Source organism: Oscillospiraceae bacterium MB24-C1 (genome assembly GCA_030913685.1).
Taxonomy (GTDB): Bacteria; Bacillota; Clostridia; order Oscillospirales; family Ruminococcaceae; genus Yanshouia.
Genome location: CP133187.1, coordinates 1,705,150 through 1,721,006 on the forward strand (window position 1 = coordinate 1,705,150; position 15,857 = coordinate 1,721,006).

Below are 15,857 nucleotides of genomic sequence, written 5' to 3' on the forward strand. Positions count from 1 at the left end.
TAAACCATCTCCTTAAATGATTGCGGAGAGTGTCTGCTGTGTTTCCAACAGTCTTTTATACAGGACGTCCGGCAGCGCCAGACCTTCGATTTCAATTCCAGTTGTGGTAAAACGATTGCGGCAGCCAAACCATACGCCACCTAGACAGACCGAGCCACAGTGCCACTGCCCGCGCAGTGTCAGTAGCAACTGGAACGCACCCGAAGAAAGCGCCGGCGCCACATAGGGCTTGAAGCCTATTTCGCGAATACGAAGGTTGGCGGTTTTCACCATTTCGGTTAATTCCTGGGAAATTGTGTCGTCATAAGATTCAAGCGAGTTTGCGATCACCAATCCCTCGCCATGGGGGCCAAAGCTTCGCCCCTCGGTTAAAAAGCTACGGAATCTCTCTTCCTGTTTGGCCAGTGCGGCAGCTCTAGCATTCATCACCCCGAGGCCAAAACCTTGCACCTGCTCAGCCAGTAGACCCTGCCCGTCCCAAGCGCCGTCTTCTTCCTGATTGGAGGCGAGATACGCCGCTTTACATAACGGATCAACGGGATCGGAGAGTACGATAAATAGTCCTTTAAAATTTGCGCTGCGTGCCAATTTGGCGTAGTGTTCAACAATGGCGCGGTTAGCAGCAAACTGTGCCATCCGCACATCTTTAACGGCGCTCCCAACAGCGGGGATCGCTTTAGTAGCTGCAAAGATAAAAACGTCACAATCAAACAAATTTGCCATATCGACCGCTTCCACATTGGGCAGCGCGTCATAGTCCCATGGCCAGGCGATCTGGCTCATCTCCGCTGTCCAACGGGCTACCGTGTTGGAATTCAGGTCGCAGATGCCAATGGTTTCGATACAGTCACCCCCCAGCAGCTTTAAACCGGTAAGCAGGGTGCCGCCCACATCGCCCACCGCCAACAGATGGACGCGATTGCGCTTTGGTTTAAACGCCGTCATATCGATAGCCTCGCGCCAGCGCGGATGCCGGATATTGACCGCAGCCAGCGCGCGCTGTTCAATGCGGTTCAGAATATCTGCGGGTACTTTCGCCCCGTTGTCGGCGATGCGGGCGGGGTCGAGCCATGCGACCGACTCCGGCGCCATGAGTTGTTTGGAGTCGGTCACGCAAAACGTGGCCCGTCGATTTTCGGGCGGTGCATCAAACAAAAAGGCCAGCGGTTGCATCGCGTTCGGATTTGCCACCTTTTGTAACGGTAGGTCTGGCGACAATGCCGCGTAGGTTCGGTCATTTCCCTGATAATAATACATTTTTATCACTCCAATACATCGCGCATTCTTAACAGCATTTTAAGGTCATTTTCCAGATAGGTGGAAGCAGGCAGATTTGGGTCGTAATAAAGACAGCTGCCCTTGTCTGGCGAGAGCGGCAGAATGACCGCTTCGCTCAAGCGAGAAAGCGTCAGGTTACGCGCAAACCGACTGCGAAATTCGCTCTCCAACACTTTTATGATGTCCCGGGAATTTTCTATGCAGACTTGCGAAAATTTGAAAACTGCATCGCGTCTACATTCCTTATAAAACCGAGGGAACGCATAGGGCAGCACAAGATTAATGGCCGGTGTTAGACCGGGAACCGAAGGCTCGTCATGACCAACCGTGTCTCCGCCGATGAATGGATACATGGTCGATTCGACGAACCACGCCCGGAGGTTCGGCACAAAATAGACACAATCGGCCTTCATACCCTTGGTACGCATCAAATCGCGGCCCTCGCCGCTCATCACCCCCACCAGTACACGGTCGATGGCAATATTCTCATGCTCGAGCAGCGGAGATAGGGCATTGATGCGGTTACCGGAATGGAGCAGATCATCTACAAGAATCACCGGGCGGCAAAAAGATTTTATGGTGCGTATCTGGCTTTCGAGCGGTGCATAGCCCGGAAATGCTTCAATGTCAAATGAGCGTAAATCCTGCGCAAAAACCTTATCGGTGTGAATCGTTTTGGTTACAGTGTTCGGAATAGCATTACCGCGCAGAATTTTACCAAAGGGTACGCACATCTTTTCACCCAGCACCCGAGGAACAGTCGGCTCTGCTGGCACATGGTTTGCCTCAACAATCTTTTGCACGAGCCGATGATAGATAACCTCGGCGTTTAATGACAGCAATAAAGTGCCGGGATAAAGGCCTGTCAGCGCCTCTTGCATGCGGATGTGCGCCTGCCTAATGGCATCAAGGACGTTTGTGCTCGATGAAAAGGGCTCTTTGAGTGTGGTTGCCAAATTTTGAATCAGCACAACGGGTGAGCGCATATCCACCAGCAACAACGGCCTGTCACCGCCCACCTCCGCTTTGACAAAACCCTGACGTCGCAACAGATTGATAACGGCGCTGTCATTTTTGCGATTAGTTGGATAATACACGGCATAACCACAATCCTCGCCCATTGCGCGGGAAAGCGCCTCGGTCATCAACAGCTGACCGATGTTATAACTGGTGTTGGAATGGCGCACCAAATGCAGACCAGTCAGCAGCAAAATACGGCCTGCAGTGTGTTTCCGCACATAATTGGTGAGCCTGTCGTCCTGCAGCGCGTCGTATAAGTTGATGGCGCTGACAATCCGCATTGTCAGATAACCCAGAATACGCTCACCGTTTCCGGTATCGCGCAAAACGATGACATCATCGCGCAGGTCAAAGCACGGGGGACGTTTTTTCCCCGAAGTAACGGCAGCTAGTAATTCGGCGCGCTGAGCGTCGTCGGGGTGCTGGGTGGGCAAAAACTCGAGATGTCCGGCGCGATAAAGGCGCTTATACTGCGGTTCGCGCAGATATAGGCTATGGCGGTAGATATAGTCCTGGACGATGGGGTCGATCAAATTGGAGATGTCTCGTCCCAAGTCGATATTTTCGCGGATTCTGGTGGAGCTGATATCCTCCAAATAAGGAGGTAGCTGTAATTGCAGCACCTTGCCGCGAATACATCGTAGATCGGCCTCTGTCTCCGGCCCGTCAGCACTGCTAACACGGCGGAAAACAATATGGTTCATCTCCTGAACACAACCGGGAACGGCAGTGGCTCTGTAGGACGAAGCGTTGGCCACCACATCACTGCCTACCGCCAGATATAGATCACGTCCGGCAAAAACCTGTCGCAGACGGTCAAGATCGCTTGGGTTAGCCAAATTTACCGGCAGATCGTGCGGAAACAAATAAACGTCAAAGCTATCCGCCACCGACATGTTGACAATCTGGCGGCGAACAAGTGCGGGTTGCGCCTTTTTTGACCAGGAAAACTCGTCAACGGCGAGATAGACCTCGAATCCTAGGTCACGAATGCTTTGCACAATCCCCTTGTGGGAGATTGAAAAAGGATCAAAAGTACCCGGAAAAAAAGCGACACGCTCCGGTGGCGAAAAGCAAAACGGCCCATCCTCTATTTTATAAAGCACCAAAAAACGATAGACGTGGGACAGTGCGGCGGCAGTGTAAAAAAAGGTCAGCTCCCGTTCCCCGTTCTCACTGATGAGACAAAGCAGTTTTTTAGCCACCAAAACAAACAACGCAGACTTATCCGCATAGGTCATCACTTTGGAAGCAAACAGCTCCTCGCCCAGAATACGCAGCGTCTCCTGTCGCACCGGCTCACGATAAGAGGCCAGCCCTTTTAGGAGCAGCCCCGCCAACCGGTTGCGCCGGTTGGTCAGCGTAGCGGCGTCCTGTTGAAACCGACTGGCGTAAACCGCATAGCCTGCTAATATGGCCCCCACCGTATCCAGCGCGGCAGTAACCGCAACGCTGCTGGCTGCACAAAGCAGATTTTCCATCTGGTCGATCAGCTCGTCAAGCTCTCGAGGTGGCAGCCACAGCGAAAAGCGCCCCAGATAGTCCGGAATGTATTTGGAAAGCTCAGACTGCCCTGTTTCCAGCGCTTTTGAGAGTTCAACGGCGATTTCATTGCGACGCTCCGGCGTCAACTCGGGTGCCATGGCCAATAACGAAGTTCCAGCCATTCGGCGTACAACTACGTTTTCTCCCACCTTAATCAGGTTAGAAAAGTGTGTGGCAATGTGCAATATATTCGTATGATTGCCCTGCTCAATCAGATCGAGCAGGTACTCCACGCCCACAGCTTTCATAATCCAGGGAGTGGCGGTTTTAAGATTGTCCAAAAAAATGTTTGAAACAGCGGATTGTCGGCTTAAAAAGCCATCCGGCGCGGTGGTATCATACCCAAGCATCCGCCCCAAATATGCCTGTAAAAATAGTAGCGGAGTGCTGCCTTCACAGTCGGCCGTTTCAGCCGCGTGGGCAATCTCGTCGCGTAGCGGGTCATGCTGGGGTAAGATATAAAGCAGATGTCTAAACAGCCGCAATGCGGCCGCCTTTTGGGTCAGCTCCCCTTTTCTAAGCCACCACATAGCAAAGTTGGCCAGCTTGGCCGATTCCTCCGCGCCACAGAAGGCCGCAGGAATGTTGACAACAGAGTCAAGCAAAGCAAAGGCTGCGTCCGGTTCAACTGTGGCAGGGTTTTCGTAATGGTCGAACAGCTCATTGGCAAAGACAGCGGCATCGGTATCGGAACAGGAGTCCAGCAAGGCATCTATGGCAAGCTTGGCCGTATAGCGTATTTTGCTGATTTGCTGGGGTGTCAGCCGACTGTCAGGATAGATGAGCCGGTTAAAATAATCACACCACAGCTCATAGTGACGGGTGTCGCCCGGAGCCGGTTCACACCCGGTGGGCTGTTCTTTGCGATAACCGGAATGAAACCCTGCCAGAATGCGGCCAATCAAAGATGCCGCCTGTCGGCGGATGTCGCCGTCCGGGTACATGAGCAACTCATACAAGAAAGAAAGCATCTGTTCCTTTTGCGCAGTACTCCAATAGGTAAAATATTCTTCAAAGACCGAAACATAGGCTCTAAGCCGATCGGGAGATTTCTCACTGCGGGCGGCCTCAAGAATGTTACCAAACAACTGGTCATGTCCCAGCCGATGCATCAGGCGGATGTTGTGATCCACAGCACGGTATCGCAGCGCCGCCACCGCCTCATCCATGCTCATTAGCGCTGCATCCTTGACAGGCGCGGGCTGCACAGCTGGCAACGCAAGCGTCGTGTCCACCCCGAATGAGCGCATATATTCTTCAAAATCATGTAGCTTGGCATAAACGAACTGATATCGACGACGCTTGGCTGCGTCGACATGATCAAGTTTTTGCAAAATAACCTCAAAAGAATCGGCGAGAGAAAATATCTGAGAAATTTCGTGCCCATTTACATCGCGGGACTGCTTGACCCGAAAATCAGCATAAACCAGCAACAGCGATTCGGAGGACAAATTCTCTATCTCAAGATCCCACACCGAATGGTTGGCCGCAATACGGCCGATGTCACCCAGCCCACGCCGGGCGCACCAAATGTCGGTATAATGATAATGCAGGTAGGGTACCCGCTCGCCGGCCTTGCAGCCGAATTTGCCGATGTCGTGAACGGCAGCCGCTGCCGACAGCAACGGTAAATCGACCAGCCCGCCGCCGGCATGAAAAGCCCGCGCGCAAGTCATGGCCACATGGTGTACCCCCGCGATATGCTCCAGCGTTCGAAACGGGGTGGTTTCGTGCCCTAGCCGCAATAGTTCATAAACAAAAACTTCTTTGAACCATCCACAAAACCGGCGGTATTCATCGGCGCTATCATTGCCTTCCAATTCCTCTTTGGTGCAAAAAGCAAAATCAAATTGTGACGAAAAGGGCAACGATACCCGCTCTTCTTCAAACACCTGCTGCAAAACACGCAGATAGCACAGCGCACCGTCCCACTGCCGATCATCTTGCAACACCTCGGTCTGTGAGAACTGCAGTGCATTGGCAACCTGATAGGCGCAGTCGAGCCATCCTTCGCGCGGTTCGGGCGCAATGCTGTCCAAAAGAGGACGGACAACGGCCAGAACTTCGCCGCAGGTCATTCGTCGCTGAATGGGCAGCAGGGCAGACAGCGCCTGCACCCAGTCGACGCGCTCAAACAAAATCGTAGCCGATCGCGCCGACATGTTCAGCCTATTTAAAAAACTTTTATCAATCAGCGCTTGAAAAACGCGTGTGCCAACATGTCGGTCGAATTGATCTTCCATGGTATCCTCCAAACTGCCTGCACAGGCAAGCGGTTTAATTCTAGAACGCCGGGCACCAGAAACCGATGATAGACTAATACTATTATAACGCACCCACCGGCGCGAGAAAAGGGAAGTACACGAAAAATCTCAACGCAAAACGTTGATTTAAACCAAGCGTGCATTGAAAATATTGCAGATTAAGAAATGCGCCGGCCAATACCGTTTTTCAAACAGCATTGACCAGCGCATTTTTTATTTTATATTCAGTTGGGGTTTATGTCTACATCTTTTTCGCTATTAAAGCCGCTGTCGTACGGCGACAGTACACAGCGCCTTAGAAATGGCCCCCGCCAGCACGCAGCAGGCTACCGCCTCGATCAATCCGTTGATGCCGACAAAAGCCAGTGCAAATGAAAAGGCACTTCTCGTCCCCATTCCGGTGACAATTTTCTGTATGAAATCGGTTTTATAAAAGAACAAAACCAGAAAGGTCATAAAAAACAGGGTGTTAAACAGTGCGCCTAGAAAGCTGGTGGCCGCAAATGACAACAGTTTCTTTTTGTCCATCCGTGAAAGCGCTGCAAAAACAACACCGGTTAAAAAGCCCATGATTACACGGGGCACGAGACAGGTTAAAATCGTACCGACAGGATTGATCCCCATCAGTGCAGTACCAAAAGGCTCAAGCCCAAAGCATTGGATGAGCGATGTCACACCAAACGCCAGCCCCAGGACAGCCCCCGTCATCGGCCCCATAACAATTGCGCCGATAATCACTGGCACAGACAACAGCGTGATACTCAAACCTCCGGTTTTAAAATATCCCAGCGGTGTAAAGGCCATTACAAAAATGATTGCCGTCAGCAATGCCGTACGTACCATTTTGCTCGCGCCGTGCTTTTTCTTTAAGTTTGACATTGTTATTCTCCTCGCTGCCGCTCACCTTATACCGCCCCATTAAAAATTGAATAACTTAATAGACAGATTTTCGTCTAGCAAGGGCGAAGAGGAAAACGGGCTACCGCCTACCGCCGACGATGCAAAACCCAAAATCTGTCGCAAAGAAACCATTTTTTATTGGGCCCACAGTATCAATGGGATGCGACGCATTATTTATAATCCGCCCGCAGCGCAGGCTTGTTACACGTTTTTCTTGTAAATGGTTAAAAGGCCGTCTAACAGCAGATCGTTGTCAATGGTCACATTGCGCTTGCAGTGGGGAATAACGGCATTAGCCAGCCCGCCGCAAGCTACGACGGTTTTAACCTCGCCCAGTGCCTCGGAAAAGCGGTCGATCATGCCATCCACCATTGAGGCCGTGCCCAGAATACTGCCGGACATCATGGCATCCACCGTTTCGGTGCAGATAACCTTGAGCTCACTGCTAAGGCCCACTGCAGGTAGCAGCGCAGTGCTTTTAGTCAATGCGCCCAGGGATACCAGCACGCCAGGGGCAATCGCGCCGCCGATATAAGCCTTGTTTGCATCCACAACAGTAATCTTCGTCGCCGTGCCGAGGTCAATAATGATCGCGGGCAATGGATATTTGGTCATTGCGCCCACCGCTGTGCAGCAGAGGTCGGCTGCCAGCGTGCTCGGGTCATCTATGCGAATATTAAGCCCAGTCTTGACACCTGGGCCGACCGCCAGAACCGGAATATCGCAGATCACTTTGATGGCCTGCTTCATTACCGAGGTCAGGTTTGGTACCACCGAAGAAATCGCCGCGCCGGTCAGCGCTTTAGCGTCGATGTCATGCAACGCAAAAATATTAAAAAGCAGCACCGCGTGCTCGGTATCGGTGCGCAGTGGATCGGTTTTTATACGAGCAGAGAACACCAGTCCCTCCTGCTTGTGTACTCCAAAAACAATGTTGGAGTTGCCGATATCTATAGTTAGAATCATAAACGTGCCTCCGCAGTGGATTTTTGTGCATTCCAATAATACGCCCTGTACGTCGTTTTTGTCAAGAAATAGCCTTATTGGGCAAACGTGATTAAAATTTGCTAATTTTATGCCAAATCTGGCGTTATTATCAGATTTATGCTATAATAAACACTACTTATGAAATTGATATTTTAGCTGTTCTCCCCTTTGATGGGAGAATGGCATCAAGCAACGGAGGGATGCTAATGGGCCGTGTCATCGCTGTCACCAACCAAAAGGGCGGCGTGGGCAAAACCACCACCGCAGTTAATCTGGCCGCATCGCTCGGAGACATTGGAAAAAGGGTGCTTTTGGTGGACGCTGATCCGCAAGGCAATTCCACCAGCGGCTTCGGCGTGAACAAAAAGGATCTGAAAAAGTCCACCTATCATCTTTTGGTTGAAGGCGCACGGGCAGATGAAATCAGACTAACTACCCCATTTAAAAAGGTGGACATCCTGCCGGCCGGTATTGAACTTGCCGCCGCTGAAATAGAGCTTGTCGATTTGCCAGAGCGCGTTTATAGGCTGCGTTCAGCTATTCTGCCGATTAAAGAAAGCTATGACTATATTCTAATAGACTGTCCGCCCTCACTCGGGCTGGTCACGCTAAACGCGCTAACCGCTTCTGACACCATTTTGATCCCCATTCAGTGTGAGTATTATGCACTGGAGGGGCTTTCGCAGCTTATGGCGACGGTCCGTCAGGTCAAGCGGCTGTATAACGCGAGAATCGACATTGAGGGCGTGCTGCTCACTATGTATGACGGTCGGTTAAACCTGACACTACAGGTGGTGGATGAAGTCAAAAAATTCTTCCCCAAAAAAGTATTCAAAACGGTCATTCCCCGCAATGTCCGACTTTCAGAAGCGCCGGGATTCGGCATGCCGGTGCTTTATTACGACCGTGTTTCAAAAGGCACCGCCGCCTATTGTGAGCTGGCCCAAGAAATACTTAAAAATCACCCTGATGCATTAAAATAATGAGGATGTGAATGCTATGGCAAAACCTAAGCGCGGCCTTGGCAAGGGGTTAGAGGCGCTGTTCGCCGATAACGACACCGCCGATGTTTCGGTTTCTACCCTTGCCATCGGCGAGATAGAGCCGAATCAGGATCAGCCTCGAAAGGAGTTTTCTCCTGAGGCACTTTCGCAGCTTGCTGAATCTATTAAAGAACACGGCATTTTGCAACCGTTGGTTGTGCGCCCACGTCCAAACGGGCGCTATCAGATTGTTGCGGGCGAACGTCGCTGGCGTGCTTCGCGCATTGCGGGGCTATCAGAGCTGCCGGTAATCATCCGCGAGCTGACCGACGAACAGGCTTTTGAGGTGGCTCTGGTCGAAAACCTCGTACGCGCCGATTTAAACCCGATTGAAGAAGCACTAGGCTATCGCACACTGGTGGAAACCTTTTCGATGACACAGGAGCGCATTGCACAGCGGGTCGGTCGATCTCGATCGGCCGTCGCCAACGCGCTTCGTTTATTGAGTTTGCCCAAGGAAGTATTAGCCATGCTTGAAAAGGGCAACCTTTCTTCAGGGCACGCTCGTGCGCTGCTGCCACTGAATGAGAAAGATGCGTTGGAGGCGGCCAACCGCGTTGTTTCGCAGGCGTTATCAGTTCGCCAGACCGAACAGCTGGTCAAACAGATGTTAAAAGCACCCCCTGCGCCAAAGGCGCCCCCGCTCACCCCGTCATTTTATCGTGAGATGGAGCTGGCTTTAAAAGATACCCTCTCCCGTCGGGTCAAGGTTATCTCCAAAGGCAAGGGTAAGGGCGAGTTGGTGCTGGAGTTCTACTCGGACGAAGAGCTGCGCGAGCTGGGCGAAAAGCTGGGGAAATAACAAATTACTTTAAAAATGAATAATTCACGGCATTAGCCGCGTCAGTTAATATTAAACAAACAGAAATGGATTGGTGAAGCATCATGCTGGATATGAAGGTAATCAGACAGGATCCCGAGCAGGTCAAACAGGCCTGCCGCAACCGTAATAAGGATCTTGACGCTGTCGTGGACGAAATTTTGGAGATCGACGCAGAGCGCCGCACCATCACCTCCGAAGCCGAAGCGCTCAAGGCCAAACAGAATCAGGCCAGCCGCGAAATCCCCGCTATCAAGAAGGCGGGCGGCGATATTTCTGGCGTTATGGCCGAGATGAAGGAAATTTCCGCAAAGGTCGGCGAGCTGGATCAGCAGCTTTCTGAGCTTGAAGCCAAACAGCGCGATCTGGCGCTTTCGATACCCAATATACCGCACGCAAGCGTACCGGTAGGCAAAGACGACAGCGAAAATATTGAAATCCGCCGCTGGGGTACCCCCACCGAGTTTCCATTTGAGCCCAAGGCTCACTGGGATATTGGTGCCGACCTCAATATTCTTGATCCCGAGCGCGCCGCAAAGGTTACCGGCAAACGCTTTCACTTCTACCGCGACCTTGGCGCACGCTTAGAGCGCGCTATTGTCAATTATTTTCTCAATACCCACACCGCGAACGGCTATGTTGAGATTCAGCCCCCCTTCATGGCCAACCGCGCTTCGATGACCGGCACCGGCCAACTACCCAAGTTTGAAGAGGATATGTTTAAGCTCGATGGACTGGATTATTTCCTTATCCCCACGGCCGAGGTGCCGGTGACCAACCTACATCGCGATGAGATTTTGTCTGGCAGAGAGCTACCCATTAAATACTGCGCCTACTCCGCCTGCTTCAGAGCCGAGGCCGGCTCCGCAGGGCGTGATACCCGCGGCTTAATTCGTCAGCACCAGTTTAACAAGGTGGAGCTGGTCAAATTCGCCGACCCCACCACCAGCTATGACGAACTGGAAGAGTTGACTCACGAGGCAGAGCTAGTACTCCAGGGCCTGGGGCTGCCCTATCGCGTTGTCGCACTGTCCTCCGGCGATCTGGGCTTTTCTTCGGCCAAAACCTATGACATCGAAGTTTGGATGCCCTCTTACGGTCGTTATGTCGAAATTTCATCCTGCTCCAACTTTGAAGATTTCCAGGCGCGCCGCCTCGCATGCCGTTATAAGTATGAAAAAGGCGACAAGGCGCAGCTTGTACACACCCTAAACGGTTCCGGCGTTGCGGTCGGTAGAACGGTAGCCGCCATTCTCGAAAACTTCCAGAACGGCGACGGCTCGGTCACCATCCCCGAGGCGCTACGTCCGATGATGGGTGTTGATAAGATTACGAAGTAATGGCGCGTTATCAGTATAGCCGTGCGCATATTGTGCCCGTTTATGACTGTGACCTGTTTTGCCGCCTTCGGCCTTCAGCTATGCTGCGGTATATCCAGTCGGCGGCCGGAGAACATCTAGACTCACTCGGGTTAACCCACCAACGGCTTTACGACGAGGGTTTTGTTTTTGTTGTCGCTGGAACGGCGCTTAAAGTTTATCGTGCGCCGACCGTTGGCGAACATATTATGATTTCTACCGCGCCCTTTCCCGGGCGCGGTGCTAATATGTTGCGCGAAACGGTACTGCAAGACGAAAATGGCACTTTACTAGTCGAATGCCAAACAAACTGGGCGCTGATTGATTCGCGTACGAACCGTCTGCTGCGCGCTTCCTCTTTTCCTTACGCGCTGCCGATGCTCGGCGGAGAATGGACACCGTTTTTTGATCCCACACGCATCCGTATTCACCTGCAAGAAGAACCGGACGGCATCGTCGAGCGCATTGTCCGTCTGTCCGATCTCGACCAGAATCTGCATATGAACAACACGGTCTATGCCGACATTCTCACCGACTGTTTCGGTGACGCTTACATCAACAGCAGCGGATTGGACACACTGTTTTTGCGCTATCATTTACAGGCCAAGATGCACGATTGCCTGACGCTGGAATACGGCCGTGACAACCAACTGTTTGTGGTGCGCGCACGCCGCGGTGAAAAGAACTGCTTTGAGGGGGCTTTTTCTCTCAAACCCCTTGAAACCGTTTAGCACAGGTGCTAGAATAGACAAAATATTTGAAACAGCACCTATAATTGAAAGGAGAGAAATATGCTTAACATCGATTACAGCAGCAAATTTGTAAGCGAGGGGCTGACATTTGACGATGTACTGCTCATTCCGGCTTACTCCGATGTGATCCCACGCGATATCGACCTGCACACCGTGCTGGCCCGGGATATCGTATTGAATACGCCCATTATCACGGCAGCGATGGATACCGTCACCACCTCTGCAATGGCCATTGCTATTGCACGTGAGGGTGGAATTGGCGTCATACACAAAAATATGTCTATTGAAGAACAGGTCGGCGAGGTTGACAAAGTCAAGCGTTCTGAAAACGGCGTTATCGTCAATCCGTTTTACCTTTCCCCCGATCATTATGTCACCGACGCCGATCGGCTGATGGGGCGGTATAAAATTTCCGGCGTACCAATCTGTGATGAAAATATGCGTCTGGTTGGCATCATCACAAACCGCGACCTGCGCTTTTTAACCAACTTTGACGTGCCTATTAAGGATGTCATGACAAAGGACGGGCTGATTACCGCGCCGGTGGGAACAACGCTCGAGCAGGCACAATCTATCCTGTCTAAATACAAAATAGAAAAGTTACCCATCGTGGATAACAACTATAAGCTAAAGGGCCTTATCACCATTAAGGATATCGAAAAAGCTGTACGTTATCCCAATTCCGCGCGCGACAAGGGCGGCAGACTGCTCTGCGCCGCAGCCATCGGCGTCACCTCCAACGTGCTTGAGCGCGCCGAAGCGCTCGTGGATGTTCAGGTCGACGTGTTAGTGCTTGACTCAGCTCACGGCCACAGCAAAAATATTATTGACTGCGTTAAAAAGGTGCGAGACGCCTTCCCCGATATCGCGATTGTCGCGGGCAACATTGCCACCCCTGAGGGCGCTGACGCACTCATTGACGCCGGCGCCGACTGCATCAAGATCGGCATCGGACCCGGTTCTATCTGCACCACCCGTGTTGTTGCGGGTTGTGGCGTGCCGCAGATATCGGCCATCTATAATACCTGCCGCACGGCCGCAAAAAGAGGCATCCCGGCCATTGCCGACGGTGGCATAAAATATTCCGGTGATATAGTCAAAGCACTGGCCGCCGGTGCCAACGTCGTCATGCTCGGCAGCTTGTTGGCCGGCTGTGCCGAATCTCCCGGCGAAACGGAAATCTATCAGGGCAGAAACTTTAAGGTTTATCGCGGAATGGGCTCACTGGCTGCGATGGAGAAAGGTTCTAAGGACCGTTATTTCCAAGAGGATGCACGCAAGCTGGTCCCTGAAGGCGTAGAGGGTCGTGTTCCCTACAAGGGTCCGCTTTCGGACACAATTTACCAGTTGATCGGTGGTGTGCGCTCCGGTATGGGCTACACTGGTTGCAAAACCATCGCTGAGTTGCATGAAAAGGCGCAGTTTGTACGCATCACTGGCGCTGGTCTCAAAGAGAGCCATCCTCACGATATTTATATTACTAAAGAAGCCCCCAACTACTCGGCGGGTATGTAATTACAAAGAACCTCGGGAACCTGTTGTTACAGATTCCCGGGGGGTTTTTCATCGATTTAGAAGGTAGATACTTAAGTTTAGATAGCCCGCAAAGGTCAGCCACAGTATATATGGGATTTGAAGTAGCGCAGCCATTTTATCGATTTTATAAAAATTACGTATCATCTCAAAAACCAACAACCATAAAATAACGAGACAAATAAAGGCCAAGAGATATTGCTGTGCGAGAAAGAATATTAGTGGCCATATAAAATTGACGACTAGCTGAGCCGCATATAGCCCGAGTACCCGCTTCTTTTCGGCCGATTTTGAAACATATATCAAATATGCTGAGATTCCCATTAGAAAATATAATATAGCCCAAACCGTTGGAAAAATCGTGGATGGCGGCGCATATATCGGCTGAACCAACGACTGATAGGTCTGCATAGCATTACGTGTCAAAAATCCTGCCAGATTTCCCATACCAAGGCTGATTAACAAACTAAGGATAAGCGGCTTTAATCTAATCATAATGACACCCCGTTTATAGTATATGACGCTTGCTGTCCTATTAATGATTCGCTTGCTGGTTTTCCAATATTATGTTCACACGCTAAAAGCCTCTGCAATCATAAGATTGCAGAGGCTTTTCATAGTTTTAACAGAACTGTTTGGTATCCGCTTGATATAAATAGACATTTTTAGCCGTTTGCCAATGCTCTCCCGCGACAAATTTCACAACAGAAATTTCTTACCTCGGCTAGGATACTTGCCGCTATTATGCCTGCGCAATGGCCATCATTTGATCAAACTTATCGGCTTTTTGCTGTGCTTTTGCCAATTCGCTTTGCAGCCTCTCACATTCAGCTTTTTTAGCCTCATAAAGCCTTCGATAATTTGGCCCATTCGCCACCGTCAGCCCATTTAGTCCCGCAGCTGCGATCGTAGCGGGGTAATCCACATAGCAATAGTTGCGATCACAAGGGCCGGTGACACCAGTACAAGTTCCCTTGTCGCCAAGATACTGCCACATGCCATAGTTTCTACGGCCTATTTGGCTTTGCATTAGTCTCTCATTGCCGCGGTAATCGGCAATCCACAGATCATAGGCCGCTAGCCGCGCGCGGTCAAGGTATTGGATTGCAAAAGCGGTATAGGTATACCACACTGCATAATAGCCCATCCGCTCGCACTCTTCTAAGAATGCTATCACCGTATTGGTCAGACCAGCCTTACCCTGCTCAGTCAGACAGGGTAACACCGTCTCTTCCACATCAAACGCAATTGGCAGGTTTATGATGCCAGGGTAGCGTTTGGCAATTTTAACACATTCCGCGGCTGCTATCCGCGCTGCAGCGGGCGTTTTGGTGTAGGTGTAAACATACAGTCCTACATCTAAACCCGCGGCATGTGCCCCTTTTATGCTTGTATCAAGGCTCTGGTCAACGGCTTTATTAGCAGCAATACCACCCTCGTACCCCGCCCATCCAATACGGATCATGACGCCCGAAATACCAGCTGTCCTTACCTTATTCCAGTTGATAGTGCCGCGGCGCACATTGTGTTCGGAAATATCAATCATTTCAAGCATGGTTAATCCTCCGTGCGCTCAATGTCAGGCATTGTACTGTCCAACAGCTTATTAAGCTGTATCTTAGCGTATGCCGTCATTACATCAAAAGTGCTTTGCACTAAGCTTTCCACCATCTGCTTGGTAATAAATGCGTTTAGCGGTGCTGGAACCATGCTATACACTTTGCCGCAGACCCACTCAAATTTTATCCGGCCTGAATTGGTGTCGCCATATACCGCCTCTGCCTGGGCAATCAGGCTACCGATTTCGCTTTTCAATCTGCTGTTTGTCCGGTAATAAGCCATTGCCAACCCCATCAAAAAGAGTGTTAGCCATTTTGCCGCTTCAAAAAACATACTTATTCTTCCCCCTCCTTTTCTTTACGTTTTAATATTTCGATAGTGTTGATAATGATGGGCGGGATGGGGACCCCCATCAACCCAAGATTTTCAATAATGCTTACTGTTTCGTTTGTCACAAATGCGATAACGGCAGCATCTCTGATATAGGTCCCTCCGGTTAGTAAGTCCAGCCGGCAAGCTATATAAATCAGCATCAGCATACCGCCTTTTTTAAACAGCCCTCGTAACCCCGCTGCGCTAGATAAGGCTCCGCCTTCAGTCTTATTGCTTCTAGCAAACACCGCCGCAACCGTGACGCCAGTGATATAATCTACCGCCATAAAGCCTACAAGTGTCTGTAGCGCCGTATCCCAGCCGCCAAGCAGCGCCGTAATCGTCGCCCCTGCCAGTCCTATAACCGTATTCGCCATTATTTTTGTGCTTTCCGTTTTTAATCCCCCCTCGCTCAAAACCTTCGC

The 15,857-nt window shown here is 51.1% G+C and carries 13 protein-coding genes; 5 read left to right on the forward strand and 8 right to left on the reverse strand.

Annotated features, from left to right (window positions below; all coding sequences use genetic code 11):
• Positions 1 to 12: 12 nt before the first annotated feature.
• From RBH76_08160 to RBH76_08175, 4 genes are all read right to left on the reverse strand, one after another.
• On the reverse strand, positions 13 to 1,257 hold the full coding sequence (locus RBH76_08160; protein WMJ82712.1) for a lactate dehydrogenase: 1,245 nt from the start codon (positions 1,255 to 1,257) through the stop codon (positions 13 to 15).
• A gap of 5 nt (positions 1,258 to 1,262) precedes the next feature.
• Positions 1,263 to 6,086 carry a cytidyltransferase-related domain protein gene (locus RBH76_08165; GenBank protein WMJ82713.1) on the reverse strand — a complete coding sequence of 1,608 codons (4,824 nt, stop codon included), beginning with the start codon at positions 6,084 to 6,086 and terminating at the stop codon, positions 1,263 to 1,265.
• Between the two features lie 279 nt (positions 6,087 to 6,365).
• Positions 6,366 to 6,986, reverse strand: coding sequence for an ECF transporter S component (locus RBH76_08170; GenBank protein ID WMJ82714.1), 621 nt, complete (start codon positions 6,984 to 6,986; stop codon positions 6,366 to 6,368).
• A 222-nt stretch (positions 6,987 to 7,208) separates the two neighbouring features.
• Positions 7,209 to 7,973 carry a type III pantothenate kinase gene (locus RBH76_08175; GenBank protein WMJ82715.1) on the reverse strand — a complete coding sequence of 255 codons (765 nt, stop codon included), beginning with the start codon at positions 7,971 to 7,973 and terminating at the stop codon, positions 7,209 to 7,211.
• Positions 7,974 to 8,200: 227 nt separating this feature from the next.
• Here RBH76_08175 and RBH76_08180 point away from each other — a divergent pair, with 227 nt between their 5' ends.
• The 5 genes from RBH76_08180 (at position 8,201) to guaB (ending at position 13,482) form a co-directional block, all read left to right on the forward strand.
• On the forward strand, positions 8,201 to 8,977 hold the full coding sequence (locus RBH76_08180) for an AAA family ATPase (protein WMJ82716.1): 777 nt from the start codon (positions 8,201 to 8,203) through the stop codon (positions 8,975 to 8,977).
• 16 nt (positions 8,978 to 8,993) lie between these two features.
• Entirely contained in the window at positions 8,994 to 9,839 is an 846-nt protein-coding gene (locus RBH76_08185; GenBank protein WMJ82717.1) for a ParB/RepB/Spo0J family partition protein, read from the forward strand.
• An 83-nt stretch (positions 9,840 to 9,922) separates the two neighbouring features.
• Entirely contained in the window at positions 9,923 to 11,197 is a 1,275-nt protein-coding gene (gene serS / locus RBH76_08190; GenBank protein ID WMJ82718.1) for a serine--tRNA ligase, read from the forward strand.
• Complete coding sequence (locus RBH76_08195; GenBank protein ID WMJ82719.1) at positions 11,197 to 11,946, forward strand: thioesterase; 750 nt, start codon at positions 11,197 to 11,199, stop codon at positions 11,944 to 11,946. Before serS ends, RBH76_08195 begins: the two co-directional genes overlap by 1 nt.
• A 60-nt stretch (positions 11,947 to 12,006) precedes the next feature.
• Positions 12,007 to 13,482: an IMP dehydrogenase gene (gene guaB / locus RBH76_08200; GenBank protein WMJ82720.1), complete on the forward strand. Its 1,476-nt coding sequence runs from the start codon at positions 12,007 to 12,009 to the stop codon at positions 13,480 to 13,482.
• 48 nt (positions 13,483 to 13,530) lie between these two features.
• On the opposite strand, the gene RBH76_08205 is transcribed toward guaB, so the two are convergent.
• The 4 genes from RBH76_08205 to RBH76_08220 all read right to left on the reverse strand — a co-directional run bounded on the left by RBH76_08205 (position 13,531) and on the right by RBH76_08220 (position 15,809).
• The gene (locus RBH76_08205) at positions 13,531 to 13,995 is read right to left on the reverse strand and encodes a TspO/MBR family protein (GenBank protein WMJ82721.1); all 465 of its coding nucleotides are present in this window, start codon (positions 13,993 to 13,995) and stop codon (positions 13,531 to 13,533) included.
• A gap of 247 nt (positions 13,996 to 14,242) precedes the next feature.
• Positions 14,243 to 15,055, reverse strand: coding sequence for a GH25 family lysozyme (locus RBH76_08210; protein WMJ82722.1), 813 nt, complete (start codon positions 15,053 to 15,055; stop codon positions 14,243 to 14,245).
• Positions 15,056 to 15,057: 2 nt separating this feature from the next.
• Positions 15,058 to 15,393: a hypothetical protein gene (locus tag RBH76_08215; GenBank protein WMJ82723.1), complete on the reverse strand. Its 336-nt coding sequence runs from the start codon at positions 15,391 to 15,393 to the stop codon at positions 15,058 to 15,060.
• Between the two features lie 2 nt (positions 15,394 to 15,395).
• The gene (locus RBH76_08220; protein ID WMJ82724.1) at positions 15,396 to 15,809 is read right to left on the reverse strand and encodes a phage holin family protein; all 414 of its coding nucleotides are present in this window, start codon (positions 15,807 to 15,809) and stop codon (positions 15,396 to 15,398) included.
• Between the last annotated feature and the right edge of the window lie 48 nt (positions 15,810 to 15,857).